Annotated in this window: 16 protein-coding genes; 4 read left to right on the top strand and 12 right to left on the bottom strand. The window is 60.3% G+C overall.

The features are described from left to right. Positions 1–436: 436 nt before the first annotated feature. Positions 437–2,749, bottom strand: a complete 2,313-nt coding sequence (locus tag BM131_RS05255; protein ID WP_090186584.1) for a Tex family protein — start codon at positions 2,747–2,749, stop codon at positions 437–439. Positions 2,750–2,778: 29 nt separating this feature from the next. Here BM131_RS05255 and BM131_RS05250 point away from each other — a divergent pair, with 29 nt between their 5' ends. Then, positions 2,779–3,330, top strand: a complete 552-nt coding sequence (locus tag BM131_RS05250) for a CIA30 family protein (protein ID WP_342713943.1) — start codon at positions 2,779–2,781, stop codon at positions 3,328–3,330. On the opposite strand, the gene BM131_RS05245 is transcribed toward BM131_RS05250, so the two are convergent. The 9 genes from BM131_RS05245 to BM131_RS05205 all read right to left on the bottom strand — a co-directional run bounded on the left by BM131_RS05245 (position 3,327) and on the right by BM131_RS05205 (position 12,442). Continuing rightward, positions 3,327–4,556, bottom strand: a complete 1,230-nt coding sequence (locus BM131_RS05245) for a lytic murein transglycosylase (RefSeq protein WP_090186577.1) — start codon at positions 4,554–4,556, stop codon at positions 3,327–3,329. The genes BM131_RS05250 and BM131_RS05245 overlap by 4 nt on opposite strands. A gap of 41 nt (positions 4,557–4,597) precedes the next feature. Then, positions 4,598–6,331, bottom strand: a complete 1,734-nt coding sequence (locus BM131_RS05240) for a SulP family inorganic anion transporter (RefSeq protein ID WP_090186574.1) — start codon at positions 6,329–6,331, stop codon at positions 4,598–4,600. A gap of 54 nt (positions 6,332–6,385) precedes the next feature. Further along, a complete protein-coding gene (locus tag BM131_RS05235) occupies positions 6,386–8,056 on the bottom strand; it encodes a bifunctional protein tyrosine phosphatase family protein/NAD(P)/FAD-dependent oxidoreductase (protein WP_090186572.1) in 1,671 nt (556 codons plus the stop codon). A 25-nt stretch (positions 8,057–8,081) separates the two neighbouring features. Then, positions 8,082–8,966, bottom strand: a complete 885-nt coding sequence (locus BM131_RS05230; RefSeq protein WP_090186569.1) for an MBL fold metallo-hydrolase — start codon at positions 8,964–8,966, stop codon at positions 8,082–8,084. Between the two features lie 13 nt (positions 8,967–8,979). Then, complete coding sequence (locus tag BM131_RS05225) at positions 8,980–9,414, bottom strand: DUF6691 family protein (protein WP_090186567.1); 435 nt, start codon at positions 9,412–9,414, stop codon at positions 8,980–8,982. Between the two features lie 4 nt (positions 9,415–9,418). Then, positions 9,419–9,850: a YeeE/YedE family protein gene (locus BM131_RS05220; RefSeq protein WP_090186564.1), complete on the bottom strand. Its 432-nt coding sequence runs from the start codon at positions 9,848–9,850 to the stop codon at positions 9,419–9,421. Then, a complete protein-coding gene (locus BM131_RS05215) occupies positions 9,850–10,065 on the bottom strand; it encodes a YgaP family membrane protein (protein WP_090186562.1) in 216 nt (71 codons plus the stop codon). Before BM131_RS05215 ends, BM131_RS05220 begins: the two co-directional genes overlap by 1 nt. Before the next feature lie 99 nt (positions 10,066–10,164). Beyond that, on the bottom strand, positions 10,165–10,827 hold the full coding sequence (locus BM131_RS05210) for a Crp/Fnr family transcriptional regulator (protein ID WP_090186559.1): 663 nt from the start codon (positions 10,825–10,827) through the stop codon (positions 10,165–10,167). 82 nt (positions 10,828–10,909) lie between these two features. After that, positions 10,910–12,442: a DHA2 family efflux MFS transporter permease subunit gene (locus BM131_RS05205; RefSeq protein WP_090186557.1), complete on the bottom strand. Its 1,533-nt coding sequence runs from the start codon at positions 12,440–12,442 to the stop codon at positions 10,910–10,912. A gap of 140 nt (positions 12,443–12,582) precedes the next feature. Here BM131_RS05205 and treZ point away from each other — a divergent pair, with 140 nt between their 5' ends. The 3 genes from treZ (at position 12,583) to glgX (ending at position 18,750) form a co-directional block, all read left to right on the top strand. After that, a complete protein-coding gene (gene treZ, locus BM131_RS05200; RefSeq protein WP_090186554.1) occupies positions 12,583–14,313 on the top strand; it encodes a malto-oligosyltrehalose trehalohydrolase in 1,731 nt (576 codons plus the stop codon). Beyond that, positions 14,310–16,538 carry a malto-oligosyltrehalose synthase gene (treY, locus tag BM131_RS05195; protein ID WP_090186552.1) on the top strand — a complete coding sequence of 743 codons (2,229 nt, stop codon included), beginning with the start codon at positions 14,310–14,312 and terminating at the stop codon, positions 16,536–16,538. The genes treZ and treY overlap by 4 nt, the downstream gene beginning before the upstream one ends. A gap of 148 nt (positions 16,539–16,686) precedes the next feature. Continuing rightward, complete coding sequence (gene glgX / locus BM131_RS05190) at positions 16,687–18,750, top strand: glycogen debranching protein GlgX (protein WP_090186549.1); 2,064 nt, start codon at positions 16,687–16,689, stop codon at positions 18,748–18,750. 15 nt (positions 18,751–18,765) lie between these two features. Here glgX and BM131_RS05185 read toward each other — a convergent pair whose 3' ends face one another. After that, positions 18,766–20,286, bottom strand: coding sequence for an alpha-amylase family glycosyl hydrolase (locus tag BM131_RS05185; RefSeq protein WP_090186546.1), 1,521 nt, complete (start codon positions 20,284–20,286; stop codon positions 18,766–18,768). After that, a complete protein-coding gene (locus BM131_RS05180; RefSeq protein ID WP_090186543.1) occupies positions 20,276–21,130 on the bottom strand; it encodes an SDR family oxidoreductase in 855 nt (284 codons plus the stop codon). Before BM131_RS05180 ends, BM131_RS05185 begins: the two co-directional genes overlap by 11 nt. Positions 21,131–21,216: the final 86 nt, after the last annotated feature.

Here is a 21,216-nt window from a genome sequence, read left to right as displayed (position 1 = left end):
CTGTCTTCTGTGCTTCAGGTTATCCAAAGATAACAAGAAACCACATCAAACAGTGAAGCTGACACCTCATCATCGGACCTAAATCCTAGAGGCGCGATATACAGACGTCTGATCCATCGAACTGAACCAAACCGCCCACATATCTCTTCAGATACTAAATTTTCAAACAGCGTAGAGGCAAAAAGATACAAGATGCGCTAAAAGCGCGTCCCGCTCAAACCTCAAAGAATTTTTCCAACTTCCAAAACTTCCAGTCTCTCAACCGTCCGTCCCGTCCGCTGCACCAAGTCTGCATCACTGCGTCTCCGGTAAAGGGGCTTCTAAGGTTAGCGAACGAAGGGCGCAAGCAGAAAAAACGCCCTGCTCGACATTTTCTCGAACTTTTCTCAAAACGCCTGCAAAATAGGCAAATGCCCACTGCGCCCCCAGATACCAGTTAGGACTTTCCCTTCATCGCCGCAGCGAGGGCCTGCGCCATGGCGCTGTTCCCAGTATCAGCCACGGGTGCCGTTTGTTTCGCCGGGCGAGCCCCGCCCCGCTCTGGACGCCCTGCCTTGCTTTGCGTTGGCGTATCTGGCGTGCCAGCGTTGTCTTTGCGCATTGTTAGACCAATCCTTTTGCGCGGCACGTCGACTTCGGTGACGCGGACCCGGACGACATCGCCCGCTTTGACGACCTCATGTGGGTCCTTAATGAACTTGTCGGCCAACTGGCTGACGTGAACCAAGCCATCCTGATGAACGCCAATATCAACGAAGGCCCCAAAGGCAGCCACGTTAGTGACAGTGCCTTCCAATGACATTCCCGGCTTCAGGTCGGTGATGCTGTTGATACCATCAGCAAAGGTCGCCGTCTTGAAGTCAGGGCGCGGATCGCGGCCGGGCTTTTCCAGCTCTGCCAGAATATCGCGCACCGTTGGCAGGCCAAAGGTGTCGTCGACGAACTGCTCTGCCGTCAGGCCGGACAGCGCGGCCGCATCCCCCATGATCGCGCGCAAGTCGCGGCCGCAGGCCTGCACAATGCGCCGGGCAACGCCGTAAGCCTCTGGATGGACCGAGGATGCGTCCAGCGGTTCGCTACCATCCCGCACCCGCAAGAAGCCTGCGCATTGCTCAAAGGCTTTTGGCCCCAACCCGCCGACCTTGAGCAACGCTTTACGCGATGCGAAGGCTCCATTCATGTCGCGGTGGCTAACAATGGCCTGCGCCAGTGTCGGACCAACCCCGGCAACGCGGGCCAGTAACGGGGCAGAGGCCATGTTCAGGTCCACGCCCACGGCGTTCACAGCATCCTCGACCACCGCGTCCAGCGATTGCGCAAGGCGGCGCTGGTCGACATCGTGCTGATACTGACCGACGCCAATCGCCTCTGGTGCGATCTTGACCAATTCCGCCAGCGGATCCTGCAAGCGGCGCGCGATAGAAACTGCGCCCCGGATCGAAACATCGAGGTCAGGAAACTCCTTCGCCGCCAGTTCAGAGGCAGAATAGACGGACGCCCCGGCCTCTGACACGATGACCTTGGACGGCTTGGGGCCTGCGGGCAGTGCCTTGATCACATCATCGACCATGCGTTCGGATTCGCGGCTGGCGGTGCCATTGCCGATCGCAACTAATCCAACACCATGGCGCTGGATCAGGTCGGCAAGCGTGGCAGAAGCACCGCGCAGATCGTTGCGCGGCTGGAATGGATAGATCGTCGCTGTGTCCAGCAACTTGCCCGTCTCATCCACCACCGCGATCTTGCACCCCGTCCGAATGCCCGGATCAAGGCCGAGCGTCCGCTTGGCCCCGGCGGGGGCCGCCAGCAGCAGATCGCGCAGGTTGCGGGCAAAGACATCGATGGCGGCGTCATGGGCGCGTTTGCGCAGATCCCCCATCAGATCCATGAACATTGTCAGGCTTAGCTTAACCTTCCACGCCCAAGTGACCGCATCGCGCAGCCAGATATCGCCGGGGGCCTGCCCTTTGATCCCGATCCGCGAATCGATGACATCCAGAATACGCGGCAGCACGACTTCCGGATCAGGAGAGATATCGACAGTCACGATCTCTTCCTTCGAGGCGCGCAGAATCGCCAGCGCCCGGTGCGACGGAATGCGTGCCCAGCTTTCGCGGTGATCAAAGTAGTCGCTGAACTTTGCGCCCGCGTCTTCTTTACCCGCAATGACCTTGGCGGTGATCTCTGCCTCTTCTTGCATGATTTGACGCAAACGGCCGAGCAGGGCGGCGTCTTCGGCCAGTTCCTCGATCAGGATGTCCCGCGCGCCCGAAAGCGCATCCTTGGCGGTCAGGACCTCTTCGCTGACATATCCTTGCGCAGTTGCCGTTGGATCAAGGCTGCGATCAGCGACAATCGCACGCAATAGCGGCTCTAGCCCGTTTTCCCGCGCGATCATCGCCTTCGTACGCCGCTTGGGTTTAAACGGCAGATACAGGTCCTCTAGCGTGGCCTTGGTATCCGCACCAGCAATCGCGCGCGTCAGCGCATCGGTCATCTTGCCCTGCTCTGTGATAGACGATGCAATCGCGGCGCGGCGTTTTTCCAGCTCTCGCAGATAGGTCAGCCGGTCATTCAGATTGCGCAGCTGCGTGTCATCCAGACCGCCTGTCACCTCTTTGCGGTAGCGTGCGACAAAGGGGACGGTCGCCCCGCCATCCAGCAGCCCCACGGCGGCGCTGACCTGATCGGCGCGCGCCCCGATTTCGGTGGCGATGGTGCGATTGATGCGATCTGTAACGGGGTCCAAGGGGCAGGCTCCTTTGCGATTGGACCTGTGTGATATCCCCCGGATCGCTGGTCGCCAAGAGCGGCGTTGATCCGGGCGCAACTGCGCTAGATCATGCTGAACATAAGGAGAGCGCGATGGAATTGAACCTGAACTGGGAATACGTGGCCGACACCGTGATGGGCGGCGTGTCGCGCGGTAAGATCACGGCAGCTGTCATCAAAGGCCGCGACGCTGTGCAGCTTACGGGACAGGTGTCGCTGGAAAACGACGGCGGCTTTATCCAGATGGCCGCCGATCTGCCGCCCGAGGTGCAGGCGCTGGGTTTCACAGGGCTAGAGGTTGATGCCACCGGGAACGGCGAAGCCTATGACATACGCCTGCGCACCACAGACCTGACCCGGCCTTGGCAATCCTATCGCACGGCCTTTACGCCCGGACCGGACTGGGGCAGCTATAGACTGCCCTTCGCCGCATTCGAGGCGCACCGCACGGACGCACCGTTCAATCCAGCAAACCTGCGCCGCCTTGGCATTGTCGCCATCGGTCACGCCTTTGCGGCAGATGTGAGCGTTGCGGCAGTGCGGCTATATCGCGCTTAGCGCGTCAGCGCCGCCACGATGCCAGCGTCAGGAAAGCAAGTCTGCGCCCGGCCCGTGGCGACCTGCCACTGTCCGATGGCGCGGCGCGTGCGAAAACCAGCGAGTCCGTCGTCGCCCCCTGTATCCAGCCCCTGCCGGATCAAGGCCCGCTGCATCGCAGCCACATCAGACCGCAGCAGCCCGCCAACATTCCCCCACTGCCCTGCGAAATCGCCAACGCCATATTGAATACGGTCGCCAACATGACCGACGAACAAGGCATACAGATCGCTCGTGTTGTAATCCTTCAGCACATAGAAATTCGGCGTCACGATAAAGGCCGGGCCGCTGCGCCCGGCTGGCAGCATCAGATACCCTTCGCCTGCCAGCTCATGCGCCGGAAACGCTTTGCTGCCCACGCGCGTCACGCCCATAGCAGCCCAATCCGCAATGCGTCGCCCTTGGTCAGGCCCCTCTAGCGCGCAAGACACCTGCGACGGCAATGACACCTCGAACCCCCAATCGCGGCCGGGCTGCCAGCCGTGGCGCGCAAGATAGGTGCCGATCGACGCAATCGTATCGGGGGCAGAATTCCAAATATCCGCCCGTCCGTCGCCGTCACCATCGGCAGCATACGACAAATAGTTGCTTGGCATGAACTGCGGCTGGCCCATCGCGCCCGCCCAACTGCTTTTCATACCCCGCGGCGATGCCCCGCGCTGCGCGATCTGCAAAGCGGCAACCAGCTCGTCCAGAAAATAGGGCGCGCGGGTGGACATGAATGCCTTGGTGCCCAGCACTTGAAAAGCATCATGGGGGATATCAGCGCGACCATAGCCGCTTTCACGGCCCCAGATTGCAAGGATGATCCGGCCCGGCACACCCGTCGCCCGCTCTACCGCCGCCAAAGTCGTCGCATGCTGCCGGGCCATCTGGCGGCCAACGCTGGTCGCCCCATCAACACCGCCGCGGCTGAAATACTTGCCCGGCGCACCGAACTCACTTTGCCGCTGCACCTGCTGCGCAGGCGGCACCATCCCCGGCGGGACCAGATCGGGCAGATCCCAGTTCAATGCGACACCAGAAAAAGCCGCGTCAAATGTGCCCCGCGCGACGCCCTTTTGCTGCGCACGCGGCCAGACCACCTGTTCCAGCCATCCGCGAAACTGTGCATCGACCGCCGCACGGGACTGGGCCGCCCCAAAGGACGGCCACAGCAGAACAAGGATCAGGATAAATATGCGCATGCAAGGATGATGCGCACGCCCCGCCGCCGGTGTCAAAGCCGTCAGCTGACCACCGGCTGCGGATCGCGCAGACTTTCAATCGCTTCATACTGCGACAGGTACACTTTTCCCGTCATATGCGTCAGGAAATCACTGCGCTGCAGGCGGTCCATCACGGGGCCTTTCACCTCGGACATGCTCAGGCGGATGCCCATATCCGACAGCCGCGCGCTGAGCGATTCAAGGCTTTCAAGCGCACTGAAATCGATATCGTTCACAGCAGAGCACATCAGGATGACGTCCTTGATGGCTTTGTCGCGCACGACGCGGTCCAGCACATAATCCTCTAGGTAGCGGGCATTCACGAAATACAGGCTTTCGTCGATGCGTAGGGTCAGGATGGCCGGGTTGGTCTGGACATCATGGCGGTTGATATTGCGGAAGTGCTGGGTGCCGGGCACGCAGCCGACCTCTGCGATATGCGGCTTGGACGTTTTGTACAGGTGCAGCAGGATCGACAGGATCACACCGGCCGACACGCCCGTTTCCACGCCGAACCATAGAGTCGCCAGGATCGTCACAAGCACGGCGGCGAAATCAGCGCGCGAATAGGACCAGCTTGTGCGCAGGATCGAAAAATCGACCAGCGACAGCACGGCCACAATGATCGTCGCGGCCAGCGTCGCAGTCGGCAGAAAATAGATCAGCGGTGTCAGCGCAAAGGCGGCAATCGCAAGGCCAACAGCGGTATAGGCACCGGCAGCCGGCGTTTCGGCCCCGGCGTCATAGTTCACCACCGACCGGCTAAACCCGCCCGTTACCGGGAAGCCACCTGTAAAAGCGGCGGCGACGTTGGCCGCGCCAAGGCCGATCAGTTCTTGATCGGGGTCAATCCGCTGACGTTTCTTCGCCGCCAAGGTCTGCGCAACCGAGATCGATTCCACAAACCCGATGACTGAAATCAGCAGCGCAGGCAGCAACAACTGCCCCACCAGTGTTGGAGAGATCGACGGCATCGTCAACGGCGGCAAGCTTTGCGGGACGCTGCCCACAATTTTGACGCCGTGATCCGACAAGCCGAACACCCATACGGCAACAGTTGTCACGACCACAGCCAACACCGGACCAGCCTTGGTCAGCGCACCAGCCAAGGCCGGCTTAATCCCATAGCTGCGCAGCAGTGGGTTCAGGCCTTTACGCACCCAGAACAAAAAGGCGGTCGCCCCTACGCCGATGATCAGCGTGATCAGGTTCACATCGCCTAAGTGGGCAAAAAGCGTCTCCACCAGCTCTGGCAGCGTATCGCCAGAGGCGCTGATGCCAAGAATATGCTTAAGCTGGCTCAGCGCGATCAAGATGCCAGAGGCGGTGATGAAACCCGCCACGACGGGATGCGACAGAAAATTTGCCAAAAAACCAAGCCGCAGGATCCCCATCAGCAGCATCATCACGCCCGACAGCCCCGCCAGCGTCAGCGCGGCAACAGCATAGCCCATGGTGCCTTGGTCCGCGATATTCCCAATCGCCGCCGCCGTCATCAGCGACACGACCGCCACCGGTCCGACCGCCAGCGCGCGGCTGGTGCCAAAGATCGCGTATAGGATAATCGGCGCGATTGACGCGTAAAGCCCCGCCTCTGGTGGCAGGCCTGCCAGCATCGCATAAGCCAGCGATTGCGGAATCAGCATGATCGTCACAATCACAGCGGCGACCAGATCGTTGGACAGGTTTTCGCGATTATAGGTCCGACCCCAAGTTAGGATTGGCAGATAACGGGCTAAGGCATTCGTCGTCATGGCAGTGCTTTCAATGTATGACGCGCCGGGATGGGCCCCGGCGCGATAATCGGTTCAGAGCGGCGCTTTTTCCGGCCCGGCCATCCATTCGCGCCCCTTGAGCATGGCATGCCAATAAACCTGCGGCAGAGCCTGCGCTTTCAGCGCCCAAGCCAGACGGCTGGGTTTGGTGCCATCGATCAGCCATTCTGGAAAACTAGGCAGCAACGCGCCGCCATAGCCAAATTCTGCAAGCACGATCTTGCCCCTCTCGACCGTCAGCGGGCACGAGCCATAACCGTCATAGATCCCAACAGCAGATTTGCCTGCGATATCGGCCAGAACATTGACCGCGACGACCGGGGCCTGCTTGCGCGCGGCCGCCATTGTCTTGGCATTGGGGGCGTTCATCACGTCGCCAAGGCTCCAGATATTGCAGTATGTCTTATGGCGCAGGGTGGCTTGATCGACATCGACCCAGCCCGCCGCATCCGCCAACGCGGACTCGCGGATAAAGGCTGGCGCGCGTTGCGGAGGGCAAACGTGGATCATGTCGAAATCAACGGTGACCTCTTTCGGGTCAGAGCCGGGGGTGCCGACCTTAAAGGTCGCCGTCTTTGCCGCCCCGTCCACGGCTGTCAGCGTATGGAAAAAGTTCAGCGACACGTCATACTTGGCGACATAGTCCATTAGTGCCGGGACATAGTCCTTGACCCCGAACAACACGCCGCCCGCGTTCATGAACTGAATGTCGATGTCTTTCAGCACGCCGCGCCGAAACCACGCATCGCCGGACAGATACATCGCCTTTTGCGGCGCACCGGCACATTTGATTGGCATCGCGGGCTGGGTAAAGATCGCCTTGCCCTTATTCAGCCCCTGCACAAGTTCCCAAGTATAAGGTGCTAGATCGTAGCGATAGTTCGAGGTGACGCCATTGCGGCCCAGCGTGTCCTTGAGCCCCGCGATACCGTCCCAATGCAGTTCAAGTCCCGGACACACAATCAAACGCTTGTAGCCGACAACGCGCCCGTCACCCAAGACGACAGCATCGGCATCGGGCAGAAATTCCGCCACCCCGGCCTTGATCCAAGTGACAGCGTCAGGGATCAGTGGTCCCATCATACGTTTGGTTTGCGCGGCATCAAAGACACCACCGCCAACCATCGTCCAGCCGGGCTGGTAATAATGAACGTCGGCAGGGTCGATGATGGTGATATCAAGACCGCCGTCGCGGGCTAGCAAACTAGCCGCTACCGCAATTCCGGCAGACCCTGCCCCCACGATGACGATGTCAGAGCGGACATCAGGCTCTGCCAGCGCAGGGGGTGCAGTTTCAGCCATCGCAGCGACCGTCGCACCCATGTCGTAGCCAGCCGCATTTGTGCGCGCTAAAAGCTCTGCCACGGGCCGCTGTCCGGCTTGCGAGCGGGTCCAAAGCGTCGCCGCCCGCGTGCCGGATTTGCAAAAGGCCAGCACCGGGCCCGGCAAGGACGTCAGCGCCGCGCCAAAGGCAGCAACATCAGCCTGCGCGATCTGACCAGACACAACGGGCATATGCAGGGCCTGCAGGCCCGCCGCTTCTGCCGCCGCCTTGATGTCGGCAAAGGATGGCTGACCAGCCTCTTCGCCGTCGGGGCGGTTGCTGATGACGCTGGCAAAACCAGCGGCCTTGATCGCGGCCATGTCGTCCACCGCGATCTGCGGCGCGACAGAGACGCCTTCTGTCAGTTCCCTGATATCCATTGCTGACAACCTTCCCAATTGGCCATTAAAGGCCGTTAACCGGCACTTTCAGTACCATGTTGCCGTCTTTATCCCGGGGCATTTCACCGGCCCGCATGTTTACTTGCAGGGATGGAATAATTAGCTTTGGCACGGCCAGCGTCGCATCTCGTTCGGTGCGGAATTTCACGAACTCTTCTTTCGTGGCCCCTTTGCCGACATGGATATTGTGCTCGCGTTCGTCGCCAACAGTGGTTTCCCACTGAATATCGCGGCCATTCGGGCCGTAATCGTGGCACATGAACAGACGCATATCGTCCGGCAGGGTCAGCACACGCTGGATGCTGTCGTAAAGCGTGGCGGCATCACCGCCGGGGAAATCGGCGCGGGCCGATCCGCCGTCAGGCATGAACAGCGTGTCACCAACAAAGGCGGCGTCGCCGATGACATGCACCATGCAGGCTGGCGTATGACCCGGCGTGTAGATCGCAAACGCCTTCATGCCGCCGATGTTATAGGTGTCGCCATCCTTGAACAGCGCATCAAACTGCGAGCCGTCGCGCTGGAATTCCGTGCCTTCGTTAAAGATTTTGCCAAAGGTTTCCTGCACGACCATGATCTTGTCGCCGATGCCTATTTTTCCGCCCAGCGCGTCCTGAATATAGGGCGCAGCGGACAGGTGGTCGGCGTGGACGTGGGTTTCGATCTGCCATTCCAGTGTCAGGCCGTTGTCACGTACAAAGGCGATCATCTTATCAGCGTGATCATAGGTGATACGCCCAGCGAAATAATCGATGTCCATCACGCTGTCGATGATCGCGCAGGACGTCGAGTTTGGGTCCTTGACCACATAGCTGATCGTGTTGGTCGCATCGTCAAAGAATGCGGTCACTTCGGGTTTGACGGTCATATCGACGGGAAAATCAGTCATTTCAGGTGTCCTTTTAGGCTGTCAAAGCGCGCGGTGTGCGGGCGGCGGTAATAGTACGCGCCAATAAAATACCCGCTATTGCAGCGCCAACGAAGATAAAGACGGCAAGCGATCCGGTGCCCAGCGCTGGCAGCGCACCGCCGGGGCAAAAGCCCGCGATGCCCCAACCGATGCCAAACACGGCAGAGCCGCCAAGCAAACGCGTATCGATCACGCGGCTGGTGGGCAGATGAAAACGTTCTTCCATCATCGGCATGGGCCGTTTGAGCACGAAGCGATAGCCAAGGAACGTGACGATCACTGCCCCGCCCATCACAAAGGCAAGGCTGGGGTCCCATGTGCCTGCGACGTCAAAGAAGTTCAGCACTTTGGCTGGGTTCGCCATGCCCGACACGGAAATACCGGTGCCGAAAATCAGGCCAATGAGGTAAAGAGAGATGTAACGCATGATCTTAACCTCCGATCACGTGGCGAATGATGTAAACGGTGACCGCAGTCGCCGCCATGAACGTCAGAACTGACGCAAGCGAGCGTGGCGAAAGGCGGGCAAGGCCGCAAACGCCGTGGCCCGATGTGCAGCCTGCGGAAAAGGTCACGCCGACGCCGACCAGCAAACCGCCCAGCACCAGCATCAGGTTTGACACCGGCACATCAACCGCTGGAAAACTGCCGCTGATCGCCAAGACCAACAGTGGCCCACTGACCATGCCCAGCAACAGAACCGCCCGCCACGAAAAGTCGGACTTGGACGCCGGGGCAATCAGCCCTGTCAGGATACCAGTCGCGCCAAAGATGCGGCCGTGCAGTCCCATCAGCAGGACAGCAGCCAGACCAATCAACGCACCGCCGCCCAGCGACTGCCAAGGAGTGAACGCAGTTTCCATCACTTCACCGCGCAAGTGTTTTTGCCAAGCAGGCGGTACAGTGGGCAGAACCGGAACAACGCGGTGCCGACCAAGATCAAGCCAACGATCGTGGCAATCGCAACAGCTGCTGTGCCGTGAAAGACGGCGATCGGTGCGATCCACGTCACGGCCAGCAGGATCACCCCTGCAATCAGGCGTAACGTACGATCGGTGGTGCCAACATTGTTTGTCATCGGTCTGATCCTTCTATGTGTTGCGACTCACACTTAAGGTATCAGCAGCGCCCCGTCGGTGACGTTGTCACCAACCCACGACGAATTCGTAAAAATGTGCTAAGCGGCCTCGGCCAATCCGGCGATTGCGGCCGAATCAAGCAATTCGATCCGCCCGCGCGACTGGGAAATCCACCCGCGCCGCTGGAATTCCTGCAACTGCCGAGAGATCACTTCGCGCGCGGAGCCCAGCTCAACGGCAAGGTCCTGATGCGTTGTGCGTACCTCGTCCTTGTCGCCCGCCAGCACCCGCAGACGCTGCGCAAGGCGGATATCGAGGCGCTGAAAGGCGATCTCCTCGATCACGTGAAACAGGTCCGTGATCCGCTGCGAATATGCGGCAAAGACAAAGTTGCGGAACGGGATGGACCGCGACACCAGATCGTCAAAGACCCGGCGCGGGATCGCAACGGCCCGCACATCAGTATCAGCATGGCCTTCGGCGGAATAATCCTCGTGCGCCAGCATACAGGCCGTTGTCAGAACGCAGCTTTCGCCAGCAGCCACGCGGTAAAGCACGATCTCGCGCCCCTGCTCTGACGTCTGATGTACCCGCACCGCACCATCAAGCAACAGCAGCAGGTTTTCCGGCGACTGCCCCGGACCAAAGATACGCGTTCCCTTTGGCACGGACACAATGGCGCTTTCGTTCACCAGCGTATCACGAATATCGGGGGCCAAGGCCGCAAGGCCCGGAAAGCGGTCGATCCAGTTTTCTGACATGGTTATCCCCAGTCCAATTTCAGACCATGTTTACGGGTCACATTCAGCAAACGCCATGTAAAAATCTGAACGAGATCAGGCTCTATTCCATGGCGTTTTGCGGCACGGCACGTTGCTGGGCAAAAGGGATGCAGATCAGCGCGAGGGCCGTCACCGCCGCCATCATCATCCACGCATCGTTGATCGCCATGGTCAGCGATGCCTTTTCCAGCAGCGGTGCCAGCATCGCCTGTTGCGCTGGCGACGGCGCGCCGCCTGTCAGCAAGGACGCCGGAATACCGATAAAGCTGGCCGCCCCCGCATCCCCCGACGCCAGCCGCGCCGTCAGGTCCGCCGCATGCACCGGGCCGCGCGCATAAATCACCGTGTCGATCAGCGCGAGGCCGATGGCTCCGCCCAAATTGCGCATCAAGTTGAACACGCCGCTGGCGTCCGGCACCTGCGCATCCGCCAAATGGCCCAGCGCCATGCGGGTTGGCGGCAGCAGGCAAAACATAATCGCCAGACCGCGCACGACCTGCGGCCAGAACATTTGATCATAGTCAGTGCGGGGGGTCTGAAACATGCTCATCCCCAGCCCGATGGCGAAAAAAGCAAAGCCAAGCGCGGTCAGTACCCGCGCCGACACGCGCTTTTCCAAAGCGACGGCAATGGGCGCAATGACAAGCTGTGCAACGCCAGTCACCAACATGATCGTTCCGATTTCCAGCGCGGTATGATCACGCACAAAGGCCAGAAACACCGGCATCAGATAGACAGAGCCGAACAGCCCAATTCCCAGCACAAACGACAGGATGCAGGCAATCGTAAACCGGCGATCGTTGAAGCTTCGCAGTGCAACAACCGGGCTGGTATGCTGCAAACTGCGCCGCACAAATCCCACACCGCTCGCGACACTTACGGCCAGCAGCCCCACCACCAGCGGTGACAGCCATCCGCGTGACGGTGCCTCTTTCAGCGCGATTTCCAGCGTGGCAAGGGCCAGCGCCATGCCAAGCAGCGACAGCCAATCAACCCGCCGGATTTGGCCCAACTGGGTCTGCGCGGCAGGGACAAGCCAAGCCGCAATCACCACGGCAAGGATGCCTGGCACGACATTGACCAAAAACAGCCAATGCCATGAATAATTTGACGTAATCCACCCCCCGATGATCGGCCCAACCGTCGGAGCCAGAACCGCAACAACGCCCGCCAAGGTCGTGGCAAGCCCCTGCCGGTGCACCGGAAACAGCAAGAACACGGCCGCAAAGACCGCCGGGATCAGGGTGCCCCCTGCGAACCCTTGCAGCACGCGCCAAGCGATCAGGCTGTTAAATCCCTGCGACGCAGCGCACCCGATCGAGGCTATGGTGAACACGCTTGTCGCAATCACGAACAGCCAGCGCATTGACAGCGCCCGCATCAGCAGCCCCGTCAACGGGATCGCAATGACTTCGGCAATCAAATAGGCGGTTTGCACCCAGCTCATCTGCTCTGGCGGGATGTCCAATGCGCCTTGAATATCCGGCAAAGAGGTCGCCACAATCTGCACGTCCAGAATGGCCATGAACATGCCCAGACACATCGCCGCAAATCCGGCCCAAGTGGCAAGGCTACTGCGTATCTTTGGCGACATTGGGGATCGTCCTTTGATCAGCGCCGATCATCGGCTTCTTGCAAGCTAGGGCGCGAGGCGTGCAGTATCAAACACACGCGGAACCGCGGAGGTGCGTTCGGGGTTCTGAAAGGGGACAAAAGCGGCAAAGGTTAAGGGTTATGGACGAAGTAACGTCGCAGCATTGGGGCCTGCTGCCCAGCGGGCCGGATATGTGGACCGCAGCCCTTTGGTCGCCGCAAGCGAGGGCGGTCAGCGTCGTCGTCGATGGAACCCCTACCTCCCTGACGCGCGGCACGGACGGCACATTTCGCGGCACAGTTATGGCACCTGCCGCAGCTGCATATGTCTTTGATGTCGATGGCACCCGCATCCCCGACCCCGCCGCGCGACAGCAAAGCGGGGATGTTCATGCGCCATCGCTGCTGACCATTCCGCCGCAATCCACCAACACTTGGACCGGCCGCGACTGGCGTGACAGCGTGATCAGCGAAATCCACATCGGCACCTTTACCAAGGCAGGCACATTCGCCGCCGCCGCTAAAAAGCTGCCGGACCTCGCTGATCTGGGTATCAACACGGTAGAGGTGATGCCGATCGCCCAGTTCGCCGGCAATCGCGGCTGGGGCTATGACGGCGTTCTGCCCTACGCCGTGCATCCCGCCTATGGCACACCCGAAGATTTCGCCGCCTTCGTCGCGGCCGCGCACGGGCTTGGCATGTCGGTGATCCTTGATGTCGTCTATAACCATTTCGGGCCAGCGGGGGCTTACCTGCACAGCATCAGCCCCGACTTCTTTGACGCGAACCGCACGACCCCTTGGGGGCCAGCAATTGATTTTACGCAAAGGCCGGTGCGCGCGTTCTTTATTCAAAACGCGATCATGTGGGTGCGTGACTTTGGCGTCGACGGGCTGCGATTGGACGCTGTGCACCAGATCCAAGACCCATCCACGCCAGAGTTTCTTGCCGAACTCTCTACCCAGCTGCGCGCACTGAACCTGCCCCGCCCCCTGCACTTGATCGCAGAGGATGAGCGTAACCTGCCCCATCACCGCGACGCTGGCGTCACTGACACCCAATGGAACGATGACTACCATCACAGCCTGCACTGTCTGCTGACAGGCGAAAACGAAGGATACTACGCCCCCTTTGCCGCCGATCCGATCCGCGATCTGGCCACCGCCCTGACCGAAGGCCACGTTGACCAAGGGCAGCCTCGCCCCGGACAGGACGCAGGTGCAAAGCCGCGCGGTGCACCAAGCGGGCATCTACCGCCGCAGGCCTTTGTGAACGCCAATCAGACCCACGACCAAATCGGCAACCGCGCCCTTGGCGAACGCCTGATCGCCCTTTCGTCACCCGAAGCGATGCAAGTGGCGCACGCTATGCTACTGACGTCGCCCTTCGTGCCCATGCTATTTCAAGGCGAAGAGATCGGCGCACGCACCCCTTTTCCCTTCTTTTGCAACTTTACCGGCGATCTGGCCGATGCCGTCCGCAATGGCCGCCTGTCAGAGTTTTCCGCCTTCAGCGGGTTTGACGGTGCCCTGCCGGATCCACTGGACCCGCAAACATTTCACGGTGCCCGCCCCTATGACGCGCCGCCCCCGGATGCAGCTGATTGGCGCGATCTGACGGCGCGTCTGCTGACATGGCGGCGCGCTGTCGTGCTGCCGTTGTTGCACAGCGGACTGACCTTAGCGCGGGCCCAGATCATCGGGCCAAAGGCGCTGCGGGTCACATGGCAGTTCAACACGGGCCTGCTGAATAGCACCATCCAACTGGGCCAACCCGTCCCGACGGGCAACTGGCCAGCGGCGCAAACCCAACTAAGTCTTGGGTCACCACAGGACGATTTCGCATTTCATACATGGATTGAGCAGACATGATCCCATTCACGGCCACCTATCGTCTGCAACTGCGCGAAGGCGTCGATTTCGCGGCGGCTGAACGCTATCTGCCCCACCTGAAGTCCAACGGGATCAGCCACCTTTATCTGTCTCCAATCTTTGCAGCGCAAACCGGATCGACCCACGGCTATGATGTGATCGACCCCAATGTGATCGAACCCTCTTTGGGCGGCGATGACGGGTTCGCTAGGCTTGCCGCTGCGGCGCAGGCTGCTGGAATCGGGATCATTATCGACATCGTCCCGAACCACACCGCCTTTTCGCTGGAAAACCCATGGCTACGCGATGTGCTGCGCCACGGTAGTGATAGCCGCTTTGCCCCGCACTTTGATATCGACTGGTCCGAACGCCTGCTGCTGCCGTTTCTGACCGACAACTTCGAGGCGTTGCTTGAGGACGGCAAAGTCAGTCTGGACCAAGAGGCCGACGGTCCCGTGCTGCGCGTTGGCGATCTGGCGATTCCGCTAAACCCTGCCAGCGTGAGGGGTGGCGTCGATCTGTCAAAACTTCACGATGCGCAGGCATGGCGGCTGACGCCTTGGCAGCGCGAACGGGACAGCATCACGCACCGGCGTTTTTTCAACGTCACGGGTCTGATCGGGATGCGGGTCGAGGATGATGCCGTTTTCGGCGACATGCATCGCAAAACCTTTGATCTGATCGAAACGGGTCAAGTTCAGGGACTGCGGCTGGATCACATCGACGGGCTCGCCGATCCTTGTGCCTATCTTGAAAAGCTAAAAGCCCGCGTGCCGGACACGCCAATTTGGGTCGAAAAGATCCTGACCGGCGACGAAGACTTGCCCGATTGGGGCCTTGCCGGCACGACCGGATACGAGGCCGCGCGCCAGATTGCCCGCGTGCTGACCGATGGCGACGGTCACGCAACCTTGCTGGCAGCATGGCAGGACCAGACCGGGCGCAAGGGCCGGTTTCACGACGCATTGACGTCCGCCAAACACGAAGTCCTGCGTCAGGATCTGGCGGCAGAGCTGCAGCAAATGATCGCACTGGCGGACGCCGCCGCGCAGGCGGCCGGTGATGAACAGGGGCAAGAGGCGCTGCGCGAGGCGGTCATTGCCCTGCTCGTCGCTTTTCCGCGTTATCGCACTTATTTGGCCAGCAGCAAAAGCCGGCCAGAGGATTTGGCCCTCATGCAGCAGGTTGCGGACGAAGCCGCGCGCGATCTGCGTACCGACAACGTCGTGCGCCTATTGACCGATTGCATCGTAAACCCGCAAACGCCGCAGGCCCAGCGCCTACAGGTCCGGTTCCAACAAGTCACCGGTGCCTTGCTGGCGAAATCACACGAGGATACCGCCGGTTTCCGCTGGAACGCCTATATCGCCGCGAACGAGGTCGGGGCCGACCCCGACGCGGTCACAATCACGGACGATGCGCTGAACGACTGGCTAGCGCACCGCTTGCCTACCGCACTGACCCTCACGTCATCCCACGACACCAAGCGGTCAGAGGATTCGCGCATGCGCCTTGTCGCCTGCAGTCACCTGCCTGGCGATCTGCTGGACTTGATCGCACAGACAACGTTGCTGCCTGGTGCCGACCTCGTGCGGCCGAATACACGTTGGTATCTGGTGCAAAGCGCGCTGGCGATTTGGGATGCGTCGGACGATATTAACGAACGCCTGCACGACCACATGACCAAAGCCATGCGAGAAGCCAAACGCATGACCAACTGGACCTATCCCGACACCGACGCCGAAGCCCGCGTGCTGAACCTAATTCCGCACCTAACGGCGCAGTGGCAGACGGCACGTCCTGCCGCCTTGGACCGATTGATCATGCTGGGCGAGCGGCTATCGCTGATCCAGACGGCCCTAAAGCTGACGATGACCGGGGTGCCCGACATTTATCGTAGCTGCCTTGGCGCGCATTTCGCACTGACCGACCCGGACAACCGCCGTGCTGTCGATCTGGACCAGTTGATGAAACTGACCGATGCGCCGGGCTTTGCTGGGGACAAGGCCCGTTTGTCGCGCCAGCTTTTGCAACTGCGACAGGCGGACCCGGCATTCTTTGAAACCGCGACCTGCCGGATTTCGCGCGATCTAGCTGGGATCATCACAGTGCAACGCGCCACGGCAGGTCAACGACTGGCCCTGCATTGCGATCTGCAGGCGCCCCAGCCGGTAAAGGTCGTCTTGGATGGCATGACTGCCCTAATAAACAGCGGAACCGCCTGATTTAGGGACGCTGCATCCTGTTTCTGCACTGCAGCGGAACAGGTTTTGCAGATCGGCGTTGATCCACGATTAAGGCGCGCGCGACAATCGCCCGATGCCACCTGCCGCGACAACTGCAGACCGCGCGGCGCATATAGGATGACACAGAATGACGACCAATCCGTCGGCCAACGCGACCTTCGATACCTCTTTGGCCCGGCCCGATAAAATGGGCACCGAGGCGCGCGACGATGGCGTCAACTTCGCCCTCTTTTCCAACGCCGCCGAAAAGGTTGAGCTGTGTTTATACGACGAATCCGGCCAGAACGAGACGGCCCGCGTCGCCCTGCCCGATATGGAAGGCGGCGTTTGGCACGGCTTTGTGCCCGGCCTGAAAATCGGCCAGCGTTATGGCTACCGTGTGCATGGCCCCTACGATCCAGAAAATGGCGACAGGTTTAATCCAAACAAGCTGCTGCTTGACCCCTACGCCCGCGCGTTGATGGGCAAGCTGGTCTGGGATGATTCCTTGTTCGGCTATCAAGTCGGCGAAGACGATCTGACCTTTGACGACCGCGACTCTGCGCAGTTCATGCCAAAAGGCGTTGTCACCGGTGACGATTACCAGTGGGACCGCAACGATGCCCTGCGCACCCGGTGGGACAAAACCGTCATCTACGAGGCGCACGTCAAGGGCCTGACGATGAAGCACCCCGGCGTCGTGCAGGCTGATCGCGGCACTTTTGCCGCGCTGTCGTCCGATCCGGTGATCGAGCATCTGACAAAGCTTGGCGTGACCGCGATTGAGCTGCTGCCGATCCATGCCTTTGCGAACGACAACTATCTGATCGAAAAAGGCCTGTCGAACTATTGGGGCTACAACACCCTGTCCTTTTTTGCCCCGCACCAAGGATATCTGAAAAGCTGGGATATCCGCGAGGTGAAAGAGGCGATCGACCGCTTCCACGCCGCCGGGATCGAGGTGATCCTAGACGTCGTCTATAACCACACCTGCGAAGGCAACGAGATGGGGCCGACCCTGTCGTTTCGCGGCATCGACAACGCGACCTATTACATGACCGGCGATGATAAACGCCACGTCTATGACACCACGGGCACGGGCAATACGCTGAACGTGCAGCACCCGATGGTGCTGCGCATGGTCATGGATTCGCTGCGCTATTGGGTAGAGGTGATGCATGTCGACGGCTTCCGCTTCGACCTTGCCTCGACCCTCGCGCGGGAGGCGGACGGGTTCGACCGCAGCGGCAACTTCTTTGCGACGATCCGGCAGGACCCGGTGCTGTCTGCCGTCAAACTGATCGCAGAGCCTTGGGACATCGGCCACGGCGGCTATCAGGTCGGCGGCTTCGTTTGGCCGTTCCGCGAATGGAACGACAAGTCGCGCGACGATATTCGCGCCTTCTGGCGACGCGATGACAGCATGATCGCCCCGATGAGCGAGCGTTTGTCCGGATCGCCTGTCCAGTTCAACCACGATAACCGGCCCGCAACGTCGTCGGTCAACTTTGTCGCGGCCCATGACGGTTTCACCCTGTGGGACACGACCGCCTATAACGACAAGCACAACGACGCGAATGGCGAAGATGGTCGCGACGGGCATGACAATAACATCAGCGACAATCTTGGGACGGAGGGGCCGACCGACGATCCCGCGATTCTTGAGGCACGCAAGCGGCGGGTGAAGGCCATGCTGGCGACTGTCGCGCTAAGCCAAGGCGTCCCGATGATCCTTGCGGGGGATGAGTTCGGCCAGACGCAGCAGGGCAATAACAACGCCTATTGCCAAGACAACGATCTGACCTGGCTCGATTGGGATAACGCGGACCAGACGCTGATTGCCTCCGCCACGGCCGCCCTTGCGCTGCGCCAGAAACTTGACGAGTTCATCGACACCAGCTTTGGCAACGCAGAGCTATCGGACGGCAAAGCGATCCGCTGGCTGCACGCCGAGGGACGCGAGATGAGCGAGGACGACTGGCACGACGGCGGCCTGCGCATTTTTGCCAAACGGGTCGTGATGTCAGGCGGCGCGGACGTGTTGTTGATCCTGAACGCGGGCGATACGGCAGAGTTCGCCTTGCCAGAAGGCGACTGGGCGCAACAACTGGACACATCCGCCAACGATCCAGCGGCGCATTTGACAGTGTCGGGGACTATTGAGGCCCCATGGCAAAGCGTCCTTGTGTTGACCCAAGGCGGCCCCGCCTAACGGCGGGGCACGTCCCTAAACCTGCCAAATCGCGCCAAACCAGCCCTGCGCATCGGCAGGATCGGCGCGGAAAAGCGGCTCTGTATCAGGGCAATTGCCTGGCTGCCCAGCGCCGTGACTGAACAGACCGCGAAAGCGCTGATCTGTTTGAGTTTGGATCGTCATGTCCAGCACATCACCATCCGCCTCGCATGCGATCACTTGCGCGCCAGCCCAATCGTGGTCGCGGCGCAGGCCGATCACCTCGCGATAGAATGGCCGGACCACGTTCAATCCGCGCTGGACGGTTTTGCCATCCCACGCCATCGGCAGCCATGGCATTCCAGACGTAAACCCGTGGTGATCGGTGCGATCCGCCGTCCATGGCACAGGCACACGCGCGCCTTCACGCCCCGGGCCATCGGGCCAGTACAGCAGGTCAAGCGGATCGGTCACATCGCCTTTGGCCAGCTTGGGCTGCGGCAATGACAAATCCTCGCCTTGGTAGATGATCCAAGGGCCGGGCAAGAACGCCATTTGCAGCGCCAACACCAGATCAGAGGCGTCCCCGCGCGAGTGGCGCGGTTGATCATGGCTCGACAGCCAACCCGCGATGCGGTGTAGGCTGTCACTTCGGTTCACCATATCTGCGATGGTTGCAGGGCTACCGCGTCCTTCAGGCAAGTCGGTGGTGTAAACCGCATCCAATCGCCCCGGCTGGGTAAAGGCCATCGCCAGCTCAATCGACTGATTGCCTGACGTGTTTTCCCCAAACAGATAGGCGTCATCGCCCGCCCATTTGCGCAGGTTTTCCGCATAAGCGGCACCATCGCCGGGCAGCATGTCATAGACATGGTCCTGATAGGTGTAGGGGTTGAAATTCTCGCCTGCGACTTTGTCCTGCACCTCTGGCCGGGCGGGGGGGTTATCCTTCATCACTTCGTCCCACAGGAACGCCGTGACCACGTCAAAACGGAACCCGTCGACGCCGCGATCCCGCCATCCGCGCATCTGGGTCGCAATTGCATCTTGCACGCCGGGGCAGCGCAGGTTCAGGCAAGGCTGCTGCGGCAAAAACTGGCTGTAGTAATATTGCCGCCGCTGATGGTTCCAGTGCCATGCGGGCAGCCCGAACTGCGACAGCCAATTGTTGGGCGGGCTGCCATCAGGCTTGGGATCGCGCCACAGGTAATGGTCGGCCTTGCCCTCGTCCCCCGCAATCGCATCTTGGAACCAAGGGCTTTGGTCGCTGGTGTGGTTCAGCACTTGGTCCAGATAAACCTGCAACCCAAGGTCATGCGCTTTGGCGACCATAGTGTCAAAATCGTCCAAAGTGCCAAACATAGGGTCTATGTGACGGTGATCGACGATGTCATAGCCACCGTCGATCATGGGCGACACATAGATTGGCGACAGCCAAATCGCATCCACGCCAAGGTCTGCAATCTGATCCAACCGCCGCGTAATTCCCGGCAAATCGCCGGTCCCGCTGCCATTGGAATCCTGAAACGAACGCGGGTAAATCTGACAGATTGCCGGGGTTTTATTATGCTCCAACGATCATGCCTCCATTCGGATGCAGGGTCTGACCTGTGAAATAGCTGCCATCGCTGGATGCAAGGAACAGATACGCGGTTGCGACCTCCCAAGGCTGCCCGGCGCGGCCCATCGGCACGTCCGATCCGAAGTCTTCGACCATATCAGCGGGCATAGAGCCGGGGATGAAAGGCGTCCAAATCGGCCCGGGGGCCACGGCGTTCACCCGAATGCCTTTTTCAACCAAATTGGCCGACATCGACCGGCTGAATGCCAGCGATGCGCCGCGTGTGGTGGAATAGGAAATCAAGCTCGCATTCCCTTTGAACGCGTTGACCGAGGTCGTGTTGATGATGCAGTCACCTTTTTTCAGATGCGGCAGGGCGGCTTGCGTGCAAAAGAAATAGGACATGACGTTGCTGTCCATCGTGCGGCGCAGACGTTCCTCTGACAGCTCTGTCAGGTCTTCGTCGATCCACTGCATCGCGGCGTTATTGATCAAGATATCAAGCTGACCAAACCCTGCCACTGTCTTTTCTACAGCAGCGGTGGCGTGATCCTTGATCGCCAGATCCCCGGGGATCAGCAGCGCCTGCGATCCCTCTGCTTCGACCAGACGCTTTGTCTCTTCGGCGTCGCGATCTTCGTTGAAATAGGCAATCGCTACCTTCGCACCTTCACGGGCGAAAAGGACCGACACAGCGCGCCCGATGCCGCTGTCACCGCCGGTGATCAGCGCCACCTTACCCTTGAGTTTACCCACACCCGGATGGCGCGGCATGAAATCGGGGGCTGGGTCCATGTTGCATTCATGTGCGGGCATGGAATCCTGATGTTGGCCCGGAATCTTCGGTGCATCGGTCATGATAAATATCCTGTCATATCTGCCAGTTGGTTCCCGCACCAACCGCCTTGGCCGAACGGCGGTTCCCCGGTCATGACACAATGGTG

The sequence above is a fragment of the Loktanella salsilacus genome (genome assembly GCF_900114485.1).
Lineage (GTDB): Bacteria > Pseudomonadota > Alphaproteobacteria > Rhodobacterales > Rhodobacteraceae > Loktanella > Loktanella salsilacus.
This window is presented reverse-complemented; position numbering and strand designations above follow the sequence as displayed.